At 61.5% G+C, this 17,715-nt stretch carries 19 protein-coding genes; 9 read left to right on the forward strand and 10 right to left on the reverse strand.

Going from position 1 to position 17,715, the window contains the following annotated elements:
* The first annotated feature begins 12 nt into the window (after nucleotides 1-12).
* From AC1RBR_RS01325 to AC1RBR_RS01340, 4 genes are read left to right on the forward strand one after another with little or no spacing between them, the layout of a single operon-like run.
* On the forward strand, nucleotides 13-495 hold the full coding sequence (locus AC1RBR_RS01325; RefSeq protein ID WP_007962761.1) for a Fur family transcriptional regulator: 483 nt from the start codon (nucleotides 13-15) through the stop codon (nucleotides 493-495).
* Nucleotides 495-1,280: a zinc ABC transporter ATP-binding protein ZnuC gene (znuC, locus tag AC1RBR_RS01330; RefSeq protein ID WP_095139737.1), complete on the forward strand. Its 786-nt coding sequence runs from the start codon at nucleotides 495-497 to the stop codon at nucleotides 1,278-1,280. Before AC1RBR_RS01325 ends, znuC begins: the two co-directional genes overlap by 1 nt.
* On the forward strand, nucleotides 1,273-2,061 hold the full coding sequence (gene znuB / locus AC1RBR_RS01335) for a zinc ABC transporter permease subunit ZnuB (RefSeq protein WP_095139736.1): 789 nt from the start codon (nucleotides 1,273-1,275) through the stop codon (nucleotides 2,059-2,061). The genes znuC and znuB overlap by 8 nt, the downstream gene beginning before the upstream one ends.
* A gap of 37 nt (nucleotides 2,062-2,098) precedes the next feature.
* On the forward strand, nucleotides 2,099-2,812 hold the full coding sequence (locus tag AC1RBR_RS01340; protein ID WP_492562615.1) for a PA5502 family lipoprotein: 714 nt from the start codon (nucleotides 2,099-2,101) through the stop codon (nucleotides 2,810-2,812).
* 93 nt (nucleotides 2,813-2,905) lie between these two features.
* Here the strand turns inward: AC1RBR_RS01340 and katE are convergent, their stop codons facing one another.
* A complete protein-coding gene (katE, locus tag AC1RBR_RS01345) occupies nucleotides 2,906-5,047 on the reverse strand; it encodes a catalase HPII (protein ID WP_492562616.1) in 2,142 nt (713 codons plus the stop codon).
* A gap of 260 nt (nucleotides 5,048-5,307) precedes the next feature.
* Here katE and AC1RBR_RS01350 point away from each other — a divergent pair, with 260 nt between their 5' ends.
* The 3 genes from AC1RBR_RS01350 (at nucleotide 5,308) to AC1RBR_RS01360 (ending at nucleotide 7,837) form a co-directional block, all read left to right on the forward strand.
* A complete protein-coding gene (locus AC1RBR_RS01350; protein WP_492562618.1) occupies nucleotides 5,308-6,315 on the forward strand; it encodes a methionine ABC transporter ATP-binding protein in 1,008 nt (335 codons plus the stop codon).
* Nucleotides 6,315-6,989 carry a methionine ABC transporter permease gene (locus tag AC1RBR_RS01355; protein WP_096797317.1) on the forward strand — a complete coding sequence of 225 codons (675 nt, stop codon included), beginning with the start codon at nucleotides 6,315-6,317 and terminating at the stop codon, nucleotides 6,987-6,989. The genes AC1RBR_RS01350 and AC1RBR_RS01355 overlap by 1 nt, the downstream gene beginning before the upstream one ends.
* Nucleotides 6,990-7,066: 77 nt before the next feature.
* Nucleotides 7,067-7,837 carry a MetQ/NlpA family ABC transporter substrate-binding protein gene (locus tag AC1RBR_RS01360; RefSeq protein ID WP_027610228.1) on the forward strand — a complete coding sequence of 257 codons (771 nt, stop codon included), beginning with the start codon at nucleotides 7,067-7,069 and terminating at the stop codon, nucleotides 7,835-7,837.
* A 173-nt stretch (nucleotides 7,838-8,010) separates the two neighbouring features.
* Here AC1RBR_RS01360 and AC1RBR_RS01365 read toward each other — a convergent pair whose 3' ends face one another.
* The 5 genes from AC1RBR_RS01365 to AC1RBR_RS01385 are packed head-to-tail and all read right to left on the reverse strand — an operon-like array spanning nucleotide 8,011 to nucleotide 11,919.
* Nucleotides 8,011-8,646 (reverse strand): SCO family protein, encoded by a 636-nt coding sequence (locus AC1RBR_RS01365; protein ID WP_095139733.1) that lies wholly within the window; start codon nucleotides 8,644-8,646, stop codon nucleotides 8,011-8,013.
* Nucleotides 8,643-9,542, reverse strand: a complete 900-nt coding sequence (gene cyoE, locus AC1RBR_RS01370; RefSeq protein WP_492562621.1) for a heme o synthase — start codon at nucleotides 9,540-9,542, stop codon at nucleotides 8,643-8,645. Before cyoE ends, AC1RBR_RS01365 begins: the two co-directional genes overlap by 4 nt.
* Nucleotides 9,530-10,609 (reverse strand): COX15/CtaA family protein, encoded by a 1,080-nt coding sequence (locus AC1RBR_RS01375; protein ID WP_492562623.1) that lies wholly within the window; start codon nucleotides 10,607-10,609, stop codon nucleotides 9,530-9,532. The genes cyoE and AC1RBR_RS01375 overlap by 13 nt, the downstream gene beginning before the upstream one ends.
* A gap of 10 nt (nucleotides 10,610-10,619) precedes the next feature.
* On the reverse strand, nucleotides 10,620-11,213 hold the full coding sequence (locus AC1RBR_RS01380) for a PA_0111/PP_0108 family redox-active disulfide protein (RefSeq protein ID WP_492562625.1): 594 nt from the start codon (nucleotides 11,211-11,213) through the stop codon (nucleotides 10,620-10,622).
* Nucleotides 11,179-11,919 (reverse strand): SURF1 family protein, encoded by a 741-nt coding sequence (locus tag AC1RBR_RS01385; protein ID WP_492562626.1) that lies wholly within the window; start codon nucleotides 11,917-11,919, stop codon nucleotides 11,179-11,181. Before AC1RBR_RS01385 ends, AC1RBR_RS01380 begins: the two co-directional genes overlap by 35 nt.
* 70 nt (nucleotides 11,920-11,989) lie before the next feature.
* Here AC1RBR_RS01385 and AC1RBR_RS01390 point away from each other — a divergent pair, with 70 nt between their 5' ends.
* A complete protein-coding gene (locus AC1RBR_RS01390; protein ID WP_003220344.1) occupies nucleotides 11,990-12,193 on the forward strand; it encodes a twin transmembrane helix small protein in 204 nt (67 codons plus the stop codon).
* 9 nt (nucleotides 12,194-12,202) lie between these two features.
* On the opposite strand, the gene AC1RBR_RS01395 is transcribed toward AC1RBR_RS01390, so the two are convergent.
* From AC1RBR_RS01395 to coxB, 4 genes are all read right to left on the reverse strand, one after another.
* Nucleotides 12,203-13,090 (reverse strand): cytochrome c oxidase subunit 3, encoded by an 888-nt coding sequence (locus AC1RBR_RS01395; RefSeq protein WP_492562627.1) that lies wholly within the window; start codon nucleotides 13,088-13,090, stop codon nucleotides 12,203-12,205.
* 25 nt (nucleotides 13,091-13,115) lie between these two features.
* Nucleotides 13,116-13,667 carry a cytochrome c oxidase assembly protein gene (locus tag AC1RBR_RS01400; protein WP_414894481.1) on the reverse strand — a complete coding sequence of 184 codons (552 nt, stop codon included), beginning with the start codon at nucleotides 13,665-13,667 and terminating at the stop codon, nucleotides 13,116-13,118.
* Nucleotides 13,668-13,835: 168 nt separating this feature from the next.
* Nucleotides 13,836-15,422 carry a cytochrome c oxidase subunit I gene (ctaD, locus tag AC1RBR_RS01405; protein ID WP_047597053.1) on the reverse strand — a complete coding sequence of 529 codons (1,587 nt, stop codon included), beginning with the start codon at nucleotides 15,420-15,422 and terminating at the stop codon, nucleotides 13,836-13,838.
* A gap of 82 nt (nucleotides 15,423-15,504) precedes the next feature.
* Nucleotides 15,505-16,632, reverse strand: coding sequence for a cytochrome c oxidase subunit II (gene coxB / locus AC1RBR_RS01410; RefSeq protein ID WP_492562630.1), 1,128 nt, complete (start codon nucleotides 16,630-16,632; stop codon nucleotides 15,505-15,507).
* Nucleotides 16,633-17,002: 370 nt separating this feature from the next.
* Between coxB and AC1RBR_RS01415 the strand changes: the two genes are divergently transcribed.
* Complete coding sequence (locus AC1RBR_RS01415; protein WP_166495099.1) at nucleotides 17,003-17,653, forward strand: hypothetical protein; 651 nt, start codon at nucleotides 17,003-17,005, stop codon at nucleotides 17,651-17,653.
* Nucleotides 17,654-17,715 lie beyond the last annotated feature (62 nt).

The raw sequence follows: 17,715 nt of genomic DNA on the forward strand, positions 1-17,715 counted from the left end.
TCGTCGCCGCCCATGCCTATTACACCGATTGCCAGCCGTCCCCACGACCACTCTCATTGCGTGCACAGCGCACTGACCGAGGCCGATACTTTGTGCGCCCAGAAAGGCCTGCGCCTGACTGCGCTGCGCCGGCGCGTGCTGGAACTGGTGTGGCAGAGCCACAAGCCACTGGGCGCCTACGACATTCTCGCGGTACTGAGCGAGCAGGACGGTCGCCGCGCCGCGCCGCCGACCGTGTACCGCGCGCTGGATTTCCTGCTGGAAAACGGCCTGGTGCACCGCATCTCCTCGCTCAACGCCTTCGTCGGTTGCGTGCATCCCGAGCATGCGCATCAGGGCCAGTTCCTGATCTGCCGCGAGTGCCACGCTGCCATCGAGCTGGAACAGAAAGCCATCAGCGACGCGATCATCCACAGCGCCAAGGATGTCGGTTTCATCGTCGAAGCGCAGACCGTCGAAGTGGTCGGCCTGTGCTCCGGTTGCCAGGGGGCTTGATGAGCAACCCGTTGATCCGTCTTGAGCAGGTCGCCGTCACTTTTGCCGGGCAGACCGTGCTGGACAACATCGAGCTGAGCGTCGAGCCGGGACAGATCGTCACCCTGATCGGCCCCAACGGCGCCGGCAAGACCACTCTGGTGCGGGCCGTGCTCGGGCTGCTGAAACCGGACAGCGGCAGCGTCTGGCGCAAGCCGAAACTGCGCGTCGGCTACATGCCGCAGAAACTGCACGTCGATCCGACCCTGCCGCTGTCGGTACTGCGCTTCCTGCGCCTGGTGCCCGGCGTAGACCGTCCGCGTGCGCTGGCAGCGCTCAAGGAAGTCGGCGCCGAACATGTCATCGACAGCCCGGTGCAAAGTGTTTCCGGTGGTGAAATGCAGCGCGTGCTGCTGGCCCGGGCGCTGCTGCGCGAGCCGGAGCTGTTGGTGTTGGATGAGCCGGTGCAGGGCGTCGATGTCGCCGGGCAAGCCGAGCTGTACAGCCTGATCACCCGCCTGCGTGACCGTCACGGCTGCGGCGTGCTGATGGTGTCCCACGATTTGCATCTGGTGATGAGCACCACCGATCAGGTGGTTTGTCTGAATCGCCACGTCTGCTGCTCCGGGCACCCCGAGCAGGTCAGCGGCGATCCGGCGTTCGTCGAGCTGTTCGGCAAGAATGCGCCGAGCCTGGCGATCTATCACCACCATCACGACCACGCCCATGACCTGCACGGTTCGGTGGTCAAGGCGCCCGATGCGGGCCACACCCATGTTCACGGAGACCACTGCAAGCATGGCTGATTTTCTGTTGTATGCCCTGCTTGCAGGTCTGGCACTGGCGCTGGTCGCCGGGCCACTCGGTTCGTTTGTGGTCTGGCGGCGCATGGCCTACTTTGGCGACACCCTGTCCCACGCCGCGCTGCTGGGCGTGGCCTTGGGCTTTCTGCTGGATGTCAGCCCGACGGTCGCGGTGACCGTCGGCTGCCTGTTGCTGGCGGTGCTGCTGGTGACCTTGCAACAGCGCCAGCCGCTGGCCTCCGACACGTTGTTGGGAATTCTCGCACCGAGCACGCTCTCTCTCGGGCTGGTGGTACTAAGCTTCATGCATGAAGTGCGGATCGACCTGATGGCCTATCTGTTCGGCGACCTGCTGGCGATCAGTCCGACCGATCTGGCGTGGATCCTCGGCGGCAGCGCGGCAGTGCTGATATTGCTCGTCACGCTGTGGCGGCCGCTGCTGGCGATCACTGTGCATGAGGAATTGGCCAAGGTCGAAGGCCTGCCGGTGGCGGGCCTGCGCATGGCGCTGATGTTGTTGATTGCAGTGGTGATCGCGGTGGCGATGAAAATCGTCGGGGTGTTGCTGATTACTTCGCTGTTGATCATTCCGGCGGCTGCGGCACAGCGTCACGCTCGTTCGCCGGAGCAGATGGCGCTGGGCGCGAGCCTGCTGGGCATGCTCGCGGTGTGTGGCGGGCTGGCGCTGTCATGGTTCAAGGACACCCCGGCGGGGCCGTCGATCGTTGTGACGGCGGCCGCACTGTTTCTGCTGAGTTTTGTTCTGCCCCGTCGAGGGGTGTAGACTTGCTCGCTTTTTGCGCAATTAGAGAGTCGCAGGAATGAAGCCGTTCGCCTCCCGTTATCTGCTCCTTGTCGCATTTTCCGTGCTGCTGGGCGCCTGCCAAAGCACGCCGCCGGTGGCCGAAGCCCCCGACGCGCGGGCCACGGCCATCGCACAGCTGGAGCAAAGCCTGGCCAGCAGCGAACTGGCCACCGCCGAAGACCAGTTGGCCGCGTTGCAGGCACAAAACCCCAACGATCAGTCCCTAGAGCAATATCAGCGCCAGTTGGCTGAGGCCTACCTGCGCCGCAGCCAGATCGTGTTGCAGAAAGGTGATGTGAACGCCGCAGCGACCGCGCTGAGCCGTGCCCGCGCTCTGATGCCCAAAGCTCCGGCGCTGACCGGTGGCGTCAACGGCGCCATCACCGAAGCCCGTAAGGCCGAGCTGGAGAAAGCCGAAGCGGCGCTGCTGGCGGCCGAAGCCAAACCGAAAGCCAAGGTCATCGATCCGACTGCCGAAAGCACCACGGTGGCGCTGAACATCAACGATAGCCGCAAACTTCGCCGGCAACTCGACGCGATCGCCGCCGATGTGGTGAGTTACGAGTGTGCCGTGAGCATCCAGGCGCCGCGCACCCAGGACTACCCTTGGCTGGCGACGTTGCTGAAAAAGCGTGTGAAGAAACTGAATCCGGATTTCGAGCTGCAGATCGAGAAACAGATCCTGCGCACGGTGCCGGCGCAGATGGTTCTGATTCCCGCTAAACCCTAAAAGCTTCGCGAGCAAGCCCGCTCCCACAGGTACAGCGTGAACCCTGTGGGAGCGAGCCTGCTCGCGAAAGCGTCCTCTCAGCCAGCCAAGAACTTAAGCTGGAATGGCCTTGGCCTTAGGCTCCCGCGCCCAGACCCGATGCTGCCCGATCGCCGCGAAGAACGGCTTGGTCAACCCCGGCACATCCTTGCCCTGCAGCAGTCCTGCATCCGCTTCCAGCTTCAGCAGATCCTGCAACTGCTTGGCCTCGCCGTGCAGCGCAATCGCCTTGAGGTGCTTGTAGGCTTCCAGCAGGTAATGCAGCGCCACGCCGTCGCCACTCAACGCCTTGATCGACGCCGCACCACCCGGCACGAACACCGCATCGAAGATCACTGAAGGCATACCTTCCATGGATGCGTCCACCGGCAGGGCTTTGCCGTCGGCAGTCTTCACCGATGCCGAAGTCGGGCCGAGCAGCTTGGCGTGCGCACCTTCTGCTTCCAAGGCCTTTTTCATCGCATCAATCGCTGCACCATCGACGCCGTTAGCGGCAAGAATCGCCACTTTGCGGGTTTTGATGTCCTCTGGTAGCAGATTCGCCTGACTCAGCGCTGGTGAATGATCGAACGAAGTCTTGCGCACCTCGACCGTGCCTTTGCTCGGCGCCGGCAATCCGAGGTTGGCCGCCACACGTTTGGCCAATTCCAGGTCAATGTTGGCGAGAATCTCGTTCACCTGCCGTGCACGGATGAACTCGCGTTCGACCTTACCCAGCTCGAAGCTGTAGGCGGCGATGATGTGCTCCTTCTCGTGCTTACTCATGCTGTTGAAGAACAGCCGCGCCTGCGAGAAGTGATCGCTGAACGACTCGCTGCGCTGGCGGATCTTGTTCGCATCGATGCGTTCCGGGTAGCTCTCGAAGCCGCCGTCCTGCGCGGCTGGCGGAGTCTCTTTCGGCCAGCCGCCATCAATCGAGTTCGGCTCGTAGGACGCGCGACCCTTGTCGATCACTGTGCGGTGCTGCGCGTCGCGCTGGCCGTTGTGGAATGGCGCCACCGGGCGGTTAATCGGCAGCTCATGAAAGTTCGGCCCACCCAGTCGGCTGATTTGCGTGTCGGTGTAGGAAAACAGCCGACCTTGCAGCAGCGGGTCATTGGAGAAGTCGATGCCGGGCACGATGTGGCCGGGGCAGAACGCGACCTGCTCGGTCTCGGCGAAGAAGTTGTCCGGGTTGCGGTTGAGGGTCATCTTGCCCAGCGGGGTGATCGGCACGATTTCTTCGGGTATCAGCTTGGTCGGGTCGAGGATGTCGAAATCGAAGTCATGTTCGTTTTCCTCCTCGATGATCTGCACACCCAGCTCCCATTCCGGGTAGTCGCCCATCTCGATGGCTTCCCAGAGGTCGCGACGGTGGTAGTCGGTGTCTTTACCGGCGAGCTTCTGCGCTTCGTCCCACACCAGCGAGCAGGTGCCGGCGGTCGGGCGCCAGTGGAATTTGACGAAGCGCGATTTGCCCTCGGCGTTGACCAGGCGGAAGGTGTGCACGCCAAAGCCCTGCATGCTGCGCAGGCTTTTCGGGATTGCCCGGTCGGACATCGCCCAGATCACCATGTGCGCCGATTCCGGCACCAGCGAGACGAAGTCCCAGAACGTGTCGTGGGCCGAGCCGCCGGTGGGGATTTCGTTGTGCGGCTCGGGCTTCACCGCGTGGACGAAGTCGGGGAACTTGATCGCGTCCTGAATGAAGAACACCGGCATGTTGTTGCCGACCAGATCGAAGTTGCCCTCGTCGGTGAAGAACTTCACCGCGAAACCGCGCACGTCACGCACGGTGTCACCGGAACCGCGTGGCCCCTGCACCGTGGAAAAACGCACGAATACCGGGGTCTTTTTCCCCGGATCCTGCAGGAAGCCGGCCTTGGTCAGTGTCGAATGGTTCTCGTAGGCCTGGAAGAAACCATGGGCGCCGGTGCCGCGCGCGTGAACGATGCGCTCCGGAATGCGTTCGTGGTCAAAGTGCGTGATTTTCTCACGCATGATGAAGTCTTCCAGCAACGACGGCCCGCGCGGGCCGGCCTTGAGCGTGTTCTGGTTATCGGCGACCTTTACCCCTTGGTTGGTGCGCAGGGCCTGGCCGGTAGCGTCGGAGCGAAATTTCTCCAGGCTGTCGAGTTTGGCGTTGGTGTTGGCGCGATCCTTGGTATCGGTTCCGGCCAGCTGGCTTTTGTCGGTCGTAGGTTTCTTGCTGCTCATCAGACGTAAACTCCTCGGTTGACCCCGTTTCGACGGGGACTCTTGAGCGTTTCCGGGCACGGTTACCCAGGGTTTCAAGTCGCTTAACTAGTGACCAATGAGCGGGAATGGGCGTTCCTTTTTTATGACCTTTGATCTTGTTATTGCCAAATCGAAGGTTAATTGCGAAATAAATGCTAAGAACCTCTATACGGACAGGCTAAAATGCGCGCCCGGCTAACCGCTGATCCTTTTCTAACGCGCCCCACAAGGTTCGCTACGTGATCGAGTTTCAAAACGTCCACAAAACTTACCGCGTCGCCGGTAAGGACATCCCCGCCCTGCACCCGACCAGTTTTTCGATTGAAAACGGTCAGGTCTTCGGCCTGATCGGCCATTCCGGTGCGGGAAAAAGTACCCTGCTGCGTCTGATCAATCGCCTGGAAGATTCCAGCGGCGGCAAGATCATCGTCGACGGCGAAGAAGTCACCGCGCTGGACGCCAACGGCCTGCGCCGTTTCCGCCAGCAAGTCGGGATGATCTTCCAGCACTTCAACCTGCTCGCCTCCAAGACCGTGGCCGACAACGTTGCGCTGCCGCTGACCCTGGCCGGCGAACTGTCGACCAGCGAGATCAATCAGCGCGTCGCCGAATTGCTGGCGCGGGTCGGTCTGTCCGATCACGCCAAGAAGTATCCGGCGCAGCTGTCCGGCGGCCAGAAGCAGCGCGTCGGCATCGCCCGCGCCCTGGCGACCAAGCCGAAAATTCTGCTGTGCGACGAGGCCACCAGCGCCCTCGATCCGCAGACCACTGCTTCGGTTCTGCAACTGCTGGCCGAGATCAATCGTGAACTGAAGCTGACCATCGTCCTGATCACCCACGAGATGGACGTGATCCGTCGCGTCTGCGATCAGGTCGCGGTGATGGACGCCGGGGTGATCGTCGAGCAAGGTTCGGTAGCCGATGTGTTCCTGCATCCGCAGCACCCGACCACCAAGCGTTTCGTCCAGGAAAGCGAGCAGATCGACGAAAGCGAACAGCGCGATGACTTCGCTCACGTGCCGGGCCGCATCGTGCGTCTGACCTTCCAGGGCGAAGCGACCTACGCGCCGTTGCTCGGTACCGTTGCCCGGGAAACCGGGGTCGACTACAGCATCCTCGCCGGTCGCATCGACCGCATCAAAGACATTCCTTACGGGCAATTGACCCTCGCCGTCACCGGTGGCGACATGGAAGCGGCCTTCGCCCGCTTCACCGCCGCTGACGTTCATATGGAGGTGCTGCGTTAATGGAAATGCTCAAGGCTTTCTTCGAAAACATCGATTGGCTGGAAATCTGGCTGGCCACTGGCGACACCCTGCTGATGCTCGGTGGTTCGCTGCTGTTCACCGTATTGCTCGGCCTGCCGCTGGGCGTGCTGCTATTCCTCTGCAGCCCGCGTCAGTTGCTGGAAAATCGTGGCCTCTACGCCTTCATGTCGTTGGCGGTGAACATCCTGCGTTCGTTGCCGTTCATCATTCTGCTGATCGTGATGATTCCGTTCACCGTGCTGATCACCGGCACTTCGCTGGGCGTGGCCGGTGCGATTCCGCCGTTGGTGGTGGGTGCGACGCCGTTCTTCGCGCGTCTGGTGGAAACCGCGCTGCGTGAAGTCGATCGCGGCATCATCGAAGCCACCCAGTCGATGGGCGCGACCACCCGGCAGATCATCATGAACGCCTTGCTGCCGGAGGCCCGTCCGGGCATCTTCGCAGCGATTACGGTGACCGCGATTACTCTGGTGTCCTACACGGCAATGGCCGGTGTGGTCGGCGCCGGTGGTCTGGGTGACCTGGCGATCCGTTTCGGCTATCAGCGTTTCCAGACTGACGTGATGATCGTCACAGTGGTGTTGCTGCTGATTCTGGTGCAAGTGCTGCAAATGGTAGGTGATCGACTGGTCGTGCATTTCTCGCGCAAATAACCGGTTTTTGTAATCAAGAGATGAGCCGGCCATTCGCTGGCAGGCGCCAGACGGGCGCCTCATAAGGAGTTAGCTGAATGAAAAAACTGATCGCTGCTTTCGCGGCCGTAGCCGCTTTTTCGGCCCACGCCGAAACCCTGACTGTCGCCGCCACCCCGGTGCCACACGCGGAAATCCTCGAATTCGTGAAGCCTGCTCTGGCCAAAGAAGGCGTGGATCTGAAGGTCAAGGTCTTCACCGACTACATTCAGCCGAACGTGCAGGTGGCTGAAAAGCGCCTGGACGCCAACTTCTTCCAGCACCAGCCATACCTCGATGAGTTCAACAAGGCCAAGGGCACTAGCCTGGTGGCGGTGACCGGCGTGCATCTGGAACCACTGGGCGCCTACTCGAACAAGATCAAGGATCTGAAGGATCTGCCAAGCGGCGCCAACGTGGTGATCCCGAACGACGCCACCAACGGCGGCCGTGCGCTGTTGCTGCTGGCCAAGGCTGGCCTGATCACCCTGAAGGATCCGACCAACATTCTGTCGACCCCGAAAGACATCGCGCAGAACCCGAAAGACCTGAAAATCCGTGAACTGGAGGCCGCGACCATCCCGCGCGTGCTGACCCAGGTCGATCTGGCGCTGATCAACACCAACTACGCGCTCGAAGCCAAACTCGATCCGTCCAAGGACGCGCTGGTGATCGAAGGCAACGACTCGCCGTACGTGAACATCCTGGTGTCCCGTGCGGACAACAAGGACAGCGCCGCGATGCAGAAACTGGCGGCTGCGCTGCACAGCCCGGAAGTGAAGAAATTCATTACCGAGAAGTACAAAGGCGCGGTATTGCCGGCGTTCTGATTTAGATTGCTGCAACGAAAAGGGGGCGCCATGAGCGCCCCCTTTTTTGTGCCCGGAACACCGTCCCTGTGGGAGCGGGCTTGCTCGCGAATGCGGTGTGTCAGCCAGCATTTCTTTATCTGACCCACCGCATTCGCGAACAAGCCCGCTCCCACAATGGTTCAGTGGTGTTGCTACTTGCGGTTAAGCATCACCGGCAGCTGCGCAACCAGTTTGGCGTTGTTCAGCGGCGCACGGATGAACCCGCGTTGCGTCCCGTCCGGGCCGATCACCGCCAGGTTGCCGCTATGATCCACCGTGTAGTTCGGCTTGCTGGTATCGGCTGGAATGAACGGAATGCTCACGGCATTCGCCACCTTCTGCAGCTCTTCGATCGACTTCGGTGTCAGGCCCACGAACTGTGGATCAAAGTAGCCCAGATACTGCTTCAACTGCTGCGGGTTATCGCGATTCGGGTCGACGCTGACCAGTACGATCTGCAACTTATCCACAGCGTCTTTGGGCAATTCACTCTTGATCTGGCGCAGTTGGGCGAGGGTGGTCGGGCAGATGTCCGGGCAGAAGGTGTAACCGAAGAACAGCAGACTCCACTTGCCTTTCAACTCGTCGATGGCGACCGGTTGGCCATCCTGATTAGTCATTGTCACGTCCGGCAGGGTGCGGCTCTGCGGCAGCAGGATGATGCCGGCGTCGATCAGTGCGGTGGGGTCGCCCTGGCCTTTGCCACTCAGGACTTTGTTGACGGTAAGTCCCAGGATCAGCGCGATCACGGCGACGAGGATGAAGACGGTTTTCTGGGTTCGAGTCATAGGTTCAACAGTAAGTAGTGGTCTACGAGCAGGGCGATGAACAACAGGAACAAGTACCAAATAGAGTACTTGAAGGTGTTGATCGCCGCGTGCGGCCGAGTGCCACGGTACAGCACCACGGCCCATTGCAGAAACCTTGCGCCCAGCGCCAGCGCGCAAACCAGATACAGCAGGCCGCTCATATGGATCACGTACGGCAACAGGCTCACCGCCAGCAGGGCGAAGGAGTACAGCAGAATGTGCACTTTGGTGTAGTGCTCGCCGTGGGTCACCGGCAGCATCGGGATGTCGGCCTTGGCGTATTCCTCCTTGCGATGAATCGCCAGCGCCCAGAAGTGCGGCGGGGTCCAGGCGAAGATGATCAGCACCAGCAGCAACGGTTCGGCGCTGACATGGCCGGTGGCGGCGGTCCAGCCGAGCAACGGTGGGGCGGCACCGGCGAGACCGCCAATGACGATATTCTGTGGCGTCGCGCGTTTGAGGAAGCCGGTGTAGATCACTGCGTAACCGAGCAGCGAAGCCAGCGTCAGCCAGGCGGTCAGCGCATTGGTGAAAGTCAGCAGCATCGCCTGCCCGAGCAGCGCCAGCACCAGCGCAAAGGTCAGCGCCGCTGCGGGTGAAACCCGGCCCTCGGCCAATGGCCGTTTGTGGGTCCGCGCCATGACCGCATCGATGCGCCGGTCGACCACATGATTGACCGCCGCCGCGCCGCCGGCACACAACGCAATCCCCAGATTGCCGAACACCAGCACCGTCCACGGCACCCCGGCGCGGGTCGCGAGGAACATGCCGACCAGCGAGGTGATGAGCATCAGCACCACCACTTTAGGCTTGGTCAGCTCCAGATAATCACGCCAGATCGCCTGATGCGGGCGTTCGCCAATCAGAATCGCCACGGCGTTTCTCCTTTAATAGTGATGGGCGCCGCCACGTGTTTACGCGGGCTGAGGCGCCAGCGCGCGAGCACCGGCTGTTTGACCCGGACCAGACTGGTGCGCGCGTGGTAATTGACCAGCACCATGCTCAGCAGCAGCGCGGCGCCACCGGCGTTGTGCGCCACGGCCACTGGCAGCGGCAGATGGAACAGCACGTTGCTGATGCCGAGCGTGATCTGTGCGCCGAGGGCGACCAGCACCAGCCCGGCGAGCCGGGTCATGCCGACGGCCCTGAGTTGCCAGGCCAGTCCGAGCAGTACCAGCGTCACCAACAATGCGCCGATGCGGTGGGTCAGGTGAATCGCTGTGCGTGCATCGCTGTCGAGTTGGCCGCCGAGATAATTGGGGCCGATGTGCTGGGTCAGGTGAAAGCCGTTGGCAAAGTCCGCCGGTGGCAGCCATTGACCGTGGCAGGTCGGGAAGTCGATGCAGGCCACCGCCGCGTAGTTGGAACTGACCCAACCACCCAGTGCGATCTGGCCGATCACCAGCAACAGCCCCGCCGTCGCCCAATACTGCAAGCGCTTGGGCACGGTAAGCGCCGGCAGCACCCCGGACAATCGCAACGTCAGCAAAAACAACAGACTCAAGGTCGCAAAACCGCCGAGCAAATGCCCGGTGACCACCTGCGGCCAGAGCTTGAGCGTCACCGTCCACATGCCGAACGCTGCCTGGGCGAACACCACCGCCAGCAGAAACAGCGGCAGTTTCAGCGGCTGCCCCGGATGACCACGATTGACCCAGGCGCGCCCGGCCAGAATCGCAATCAGCAGGCCGAGGGTGCCCGCGAAGTAACGGTGAATCATCTCGTTCCAGCCCTTGTGCGCCACTACTGGCGAGTCGGGGTAGTGCAATTCGGCATGGGCCAGTTGGGCTTCGCTTTTCGGCACGCTGATAAACCCGTAGCAGCCCGGCCAGTCCGGACAGCCGAGACCTGCGTGGGTCAGGCGGGTGTAGGCGCCGAGCAGCACGACGACCAGTGCCAGCAGGGTGGCAAACAGCGCGAGGCGAAATCCAGGTTTGGCCATGACGATGCCCTTATCCGATGTTCGACAGTTTCAGCAGATGACGCAGGTCGTTGAGCAGATCCTTACCCTTCACGCTCGGGTCGTAGCGCAGTACGAGGTTGCCGTGGGGGTCGATGATCCACAGCTGCGGCGTGGCCTTGTCGCCGTTGGCCTTGCTCAACGCTGCGCTGTCCAGTGGATAGCGTTGCAGCTGCGGGTATTCGCGGCTCAGCTTGGCTTCGTACTCGGAGCCCAGCGGTTGGGCAGCGGCAAGGGCGTGGCTGGCGCGCCCGGCATCGCGGCCGAGACCGATCTGGATCTGCCGGGCGAGGTACACCAGTTGCTGACAGTCCACCGCGCAATCCTTCGGCGCGGTCACCAGCATCTGCCAGCGCTGTTCATCGGCTTGCACGCCGAGGTCGGCGCGGGTCTGGCCGTTGCCGAGCAGTTCGCCGTGATAGCTGCGACCTTCCGGCACCCAGAACTGCAATTTGTACATGCCGGTGGCGAGCAGCATCGGGCCGACCACGCCGAGCACAATCAGCAACAGCTGGATCCGTCCACGGCGGCGGGTGGCCGGGGTTTTCGCCTCAGACATGCTGGGTGGATTCATGGCCGTTCCCATGGTGGTTCTCCTTTGCGTTGTGCAATCCAAGGTAGAGGTAGAGACCGAGCAGGGCGGTGGCCATCGCGAACCACTGCACGGCGTAACCGAGGTGTTTTTCCGGGCCCATGGCGACGACCGGCCAGTCGGCCTCATAGCTGGCGGGACCGGGTTCGGCGCGCAGTTCGTAGGCGAAGCCGTCGCGATCGAGGGTTTTCCACAGCCTGGCCGGCTCGACGGCGGTGATGGTTTGCGGCCAGGTGCTGCTGGCCGGGTCGGCGTGCAACTGGAAGGTCGCACCGGGGGCGACGTAGACCCAGGCGTCGACAGTCAATGCGTCGGAAGGTGTGGTGAATTGCGGCGGCACGCGGCGATCCGGCCACGGCAACCAGCCGCGATTGACCAGCAGCCACTGGCCGCTGCGTTGATCCTGAAACGGTTGCAGCAACTCGACGCCGACCTTGCCGTCGCGTTGGCGGTTGTCGAGCAACAGACTGTGCGCGGCATCGAACTGGCCGTGCAGATGCACCCGGCGATAGGCCGGGTCGGCGCTATGCAGCAATTCGCTGCTGGCCATCGGATCAGCCGCGCGGCGCTCGGCGTAACTGGCGAGCAGGGCGGTTTTCTCCGCGCCGCGGCCCAGTTGCCAGAAACCCAGCGACACCAGCAGCGGCAGCAACAGCGCCACCACCACGGTCGGTAGTACGCCCGGGCGGAAGCGCTTCATGGCCGCGCCACAAAGTCAGTCGTCGCGCTCGCTATACTCAACTGCATCGCCTGTCCCCCGGAGTCTTCCCATGCTCAAAGCAGCCATCGTCCTGCTGCTGATTGCCACGGTGATCAGCCTGTTCAGCGGCCTGTTTTTCCTGGTCAAGGACGACAGCAGTTCGAATCGCCTGGTGATCGCCTTGAGTGTTCGGGTGGCGCTGGCCGCTGCCACCGTCGGCTTGATCGCCTGGGGCTTTTACAGCGGCCAACTGGTGTCGCATGCGCCTTGGTAATGCAGATCCTCAGAGTACGTAAACGAAGATAAAGAGGCCGATCCACACCACGTCGACGAAGTGCCAATACCAGCTCGCCGCTTCGAAACCGAACTGGTGCTCGTTGTCGAAGTGGCCCTTCATGATGCGCATCAGCATCACGAACAGAATGATCGTGCCGATGGTCACGTGGGCGCCGTGGAAACCGGTGAGCATGAAGAACGTTGCGCCGTAGATGCCCGAACCCAGGGTCAGGCCCAGTTCGTGATAAGCGTGAATGTATTCCTCCGCCTGGAAACCGAGGAACGCACAGCCCAACAGCACGGTGATCGCCAGCCAGATTTTCAGCGCGCCGCGATGGCCCTTCTTCAAGGCATGGTGGGCGATGGTGATGGTGACGCTGGAGCTGACCAGCAGAATCGTGTTGATCAGCGGCAGGCCCCACGGGCTGATGACTTCCTTGGGCGGCGGGAACAGTTTCGGGTCCGGGGTGTGCAGCAACGGCCAGGTGAACTGGAAGTTCGGCCAGAGCATGTGGGCGATGCCTTTCGGGCCTTCGCCACCCAGCGCCGGGCCGGAAATGTGCCGCACGTAGAACAGCGCACCGAAGAAGGCGACGAAGAACATCACCTCGGAGAAGATGAACCAGCTCATGCCCCAGCGGAACGAGCGATCCAGCTGTGCGCTGTAAAGCCCCGCGCGGCTTTCCTTGATCACCGTGCCGAACCAGCCGAACAGCATGTACGCCACCAGCAGGCCGCCAACGAAAAAGATCAGCGGGCCGTGAGATTCCGGGCGCGCGGCCTTCAGATCGTTGAACCAGACGGCCAGGCCGTACACGGTGACGAGCATGCCGATCGTGGCAATGATCGGCCACTTGCTCTGGGCCGGAACGAAATAATGCTCATGAGTTGCCATTTATTGTTCTCCTTATCGGGCACGCTTAACCGCCAGTGTTTACAGCCACCGGAGGATGTCGGGCGGTGATATCGAACAGCGTGTAGGACAGCGTCAGGTGCTTCACGTCCTTGGGCATGTCGCGGTCAACGATGAAACGCACCGGCATCTCGATCTGCTGACCCGGCTGCAGCACCTGCTGGGTAAAGCAAAAGCATTCGGTCTTGTGGAAATACGCCGCAGCGTTGCTCGGCGCGATGCTCGGCACAGCTTGCGCACTCATCGGTTTGTCGGTGGGATTGCGCGCAATGAAAATCATCTCGTTGACCGCGCCGGGGTTGGCAGTCAACTCATCGTGTTTGGGATAGAAGTCCCACGGCATGTCGGCGGTGTTGGTCGAGAGAAACTGCACGCGTACCTGGCGAGAGGTATCCACCACCTGCTCACCCTCGTACTGCCCTCCAGTCTTGCCATTGATGCCGAAGGCCTTGCACATCACGTCGTAGATCGGCACCAGGGCAAAGCCGAAGACAAACATCGCCACCACCACGCCGAGCAGGCGGGTGACCAGTTTTTTCAGCGAGATCGAGTCAGCCATGGTGCAAGCCCCCAACACGACGAATCTCTGTAGGAGTGAGGTTCTGTGGCGAGGGAGCTTGCTCCCGCTCGGCTGCGAAGCAGACGCAAAGCTCTTGGGGCCGCTTCGCGACCCAGCGGGAGCAAGCTCCCTCGCCACAATGGCTCGCTCCCACAGGGAGATCTGTGTTCATTTCACTTCCGGCGGCGTGGTAAAGGTGTGATACGGCGCCGGCGACGGCACGCTCCACTCCAGGCCTTCGGCGCCATCCCACGGTTTGGCCGGGGCCGGCGCGCCGCCGCGAATGGTCTTGATCACGATGAACAGGAAGAAGATCTGCGTGGCGCCGAACATGAACGCGCCGATCGAGGAGACCATGTTGAAGTCGGCGAACTGCAGGTTGTAGTCCGGAATCCGCCGTGGCATCCCCGCCAGCCCCACAAAGTGCATCGGGAAGAAGGTCAGGTTCATGCCGACGAACGACAGCCAGAAGTGCAACTTGCCGAGGGTTTCGTCGTACATGTGCCCGGTCCACTTCGGCAGCCAGTAATAGGCCGAGGCGAAGATCCCGAAGATCGCCCCCGGCACCAGCACGTAGTGAAAGTGCGCGACCACGAAGTAGGTGTCCTGGTACTGGAAGTCCGCCGGGGCGATGGCCAGCATCAGCCCGGAGAAACCGCCGATGGAAAACAGGATCACAAACGCCACGGCAAACAGCATCGGCGTCTCGAAAGTCAGCGAGCCCTGCCACATGGTGCTGGCCCAGTTGAACACCTTCACCCCGGTGGGCACGGCGATGAGCATGGTCGCGTACATGAAGAACAACTCGCCCACCAGCGGGATGCCGACCACGAACATGTGGTGCGCCCAGACGATGAACGACAGGAACGCGATGCTCGCCGTCGCATAGACCATCGAGGTGTAGCCGAACAGCGGCTTGCGCGAGAAGGTCGGGATGATCTGGCTGACGGCGCCGAAGGCCGGCAGGATCATGATGTACACCTCGGGGTGGCCGAAGAACCAGAACACATGCTGGAACAACACCGGGTCACCGCCACCGGCGGCGCTGAAGAAACTGGTGCCGAAGTGGATGTCCATCAGCATCATCGTCACGCACCCGGCCAGTACCGGCATCACCGCGATCAGCAGAAACGCGGTGATCAGCCAGGTCCAGACGAACAGCGGCATCTTCATCAGGGTCATGCCGGGGGCGCGCAGGTTGAGGATGGTCGCGACCACGTTGATCGCGCCCATGATCGAACTGATCCCCATCAAGTGGATGGCGAAGATAAAAAACGTCACGCTTTCCGGCGCGTAAGTCGTCGACAGCGGCGCATAGAACGTCCAGCCGAAGTTCGGCCCGCCACCGGCGGTGAACAGGGTTGAGACCAGCAGCAGGAATGCCGCCGGCAGCAGCCAGAAACTGAAGTTGTTCATCCGTGGCAGGGCCATGTCCGGCGCGCCGATCATCAACGGGATCATCCAGTTGGCGAGGCCGACGAACGCCGGCATCACCGCCCCGAAGACCATCACCAGGCCGTGCATGGTGGTCATCTGGTTGAAGAACGCCGGTTCGACGATCTGCAGCCCGGGCTGGAACAGCTCGGCGCGGATCACCATGGCGAACGTGCCGCCGAGCAGGAACATGCAGAACGCGAACCACAGGTACAGCGTGCCGATGTCCTTGTGGTTGGTGGTCAGCACCCAGCGCATCAGGCCTTTGGCGGGGCCGTGGGCGTGGTCGGCATGACCGTGGTCATCGATTACAGCGCTCATGGCCGGTCTCCTTTACGTGAGTGGACGGGGCGGGCCGGGGCGCGTTGCCCCGGCCGGTTCACGAAGTACGCGATAGACCGGCTCATTTGCTTTCCGCCTGTTTGAGCTCCAGCACTTCTTTTGGCGTGACCATGTCGCCTTTGTTGTTGCCCCAGGCGTTACGTTCGTAGGTCACGACCGCGGCGATATCGACCTCCGACAGCTGCTTGCCGAACGCCGCCATGGCGGTGCCGGGCTTGCCGTGGAAGACAATGCTCAAGTGATCCTTGATCGGGCCGGTGGCTATTTTCGAACCCTTGAGTGCCGGGAACATTGGCGGCAGGCCCTGACCTTCGGCCTGGTGACAGGCCACGCAGGTGGTGTGATAGACCTTGTCGCCGCGCTCCTTGAGTTCGTCGAGGGTCCATTCCTTGCTGGTCAGCTCTTTAAGCTGCGCGGCCTCGGCTTTGCGCTCGGCGAGCCATTTCTCGTAGTCGGCCTTGTCCTTGACCTCGACCACGATCGGCATGAAACCGTGATCCTTGCCGCACAATTCAGCGCACTGGCCACGGTAGAGGCCGGGCTTGTCGACGCGCGTCCAGGCTTCATTGACGAACCCCGGGATCGCATCGCGTTTGACCGCGAAGGCCGGCACCCACCAGGAGTGGATAACGTCGGCGGAGGTCACGAGGAAGCGCACCTTGGCGCCGACCGGCAGCACCAGCGGCTTGTCGACTTCGAGCAGGTAGTGCTCGCCCTTGGCTTCCTGGTTGTGGATCTGTTCGGCGGGGGTGGCCAGGTTGCTGAAGAACTCGACGTCCTGTCCCAGGTATTTGTAGTGCCACTTCCACTGGTAACCGGTGATCTGGATATCGATATCCGGCTCACTGGTGTCGTACATGCGGATCAGGGTGGCGGTCGCCGGGACCGCCATCGCCACCAGGATCAGCAGCGGCACGACAGTCCAGAGAATCTCGACGGTGGTACTTTCGTGGAATTTTGCGGCGACCTGCCCGGTCGAGCGACGATGCACGATCATCGACCAGAACATGGCGCCGAAGACGATGATCCCGATCACCACACAGATCCAGAAAATGGTCATGTGCAGGTCGAATACTGCGTGACTGATTTCAGTCGCTCCAGGCGCCATATTCACAGTCCAGGCCGCATGCGCCGGGCTGAAAATCGACCACAACAGGAGGCCCATCCAGACGTGTGGATGTCGCATCATTGCGGGTTCCCCTTATCGTTCTTGTTATCCCGGAGGCGTAACGCCTGCGGCAAGGGAGCGGCTGCATCAGACTACGAACTTGAATCGCCGGGCCTTGCTGCGGGTGCAGTCGGGCGTCATCAGCTAACTCCATTCAATGGCGAGTATAGACAGCCATCGGGAATTGCAATGTTGAGGAGTAAATGATCTGAAACAGCCGGGGCTTGCGCTCAAGGGTACGAATGGAGAAGGATGCAGACGAGTGGTGGCGAACCGATATAACGCTGCTGCATCAAGGATGAAATAATTATGACAAATGCGTCTTAGCATTTTTCGTAAGCCAGCTAACTTATGTCTTCCCTATTTCATTGCCTTGTTCCCTGGAGTTTTCATGAACACCGCCGCATTGCGCGAGCAGATCCAAAAAGCCCAAAAACACGAGAAGGAAACCGGCCTGCTGACCCGTCAGCTGGAAAGCAAACTGCCTCATTTACACCCGGCGATCCAGTTGCCGGAAGCCGACGCCAACGGCGTGCTGACGCGTTTTGTCGCCGCCTATATCGATGAAGTGCCAGACCTGCTGGATGCAGCCAACGAAGTCGCCAGGGAAGCGGGGATCGAATCGCAGATCAAACCGGTGCTGAAAATCGCCGAGCAGTATTTCCTCCAGCCGCCGGCCATCATGTCCGGGCATGTCGGTCTGGACAGCCTGCTGGACGAAGCCTATCTGGCGCACCGCTTTGTAGAAGAGGTCAACGACCTGTACATCAAGCATTTAGGCCAGCCACTGATCCCCTTGGACATGACGGTCGCCAATCTGATTGCTCACCAACTGATCGGTGAGGAATTTGCCAATCAACTGGACGAAGCCGTGCATCACGCCATCGACGAGATGCTCAACGACGAGAGTTTTGCGCTGGAATCGGTAGAAGCCTACCGCGATAAACTGAGCAGCCCGGACACCGGCGCGGCCTGGAAGCGCTGGCCATGCATGGGCCGCCGCCTGGGCGTGGGCCTGGAGCTGGATCAGCCTGCCGCCTGATTCAAAGCCCATTACAAATGCCGATTGTGGGAGGGGGCTTGCTCCCGAAGGCGGTGGATCAG

The organism is Pseudomonas sp. GW823-FHT01D03 (genome assembly GCF_058798255.1).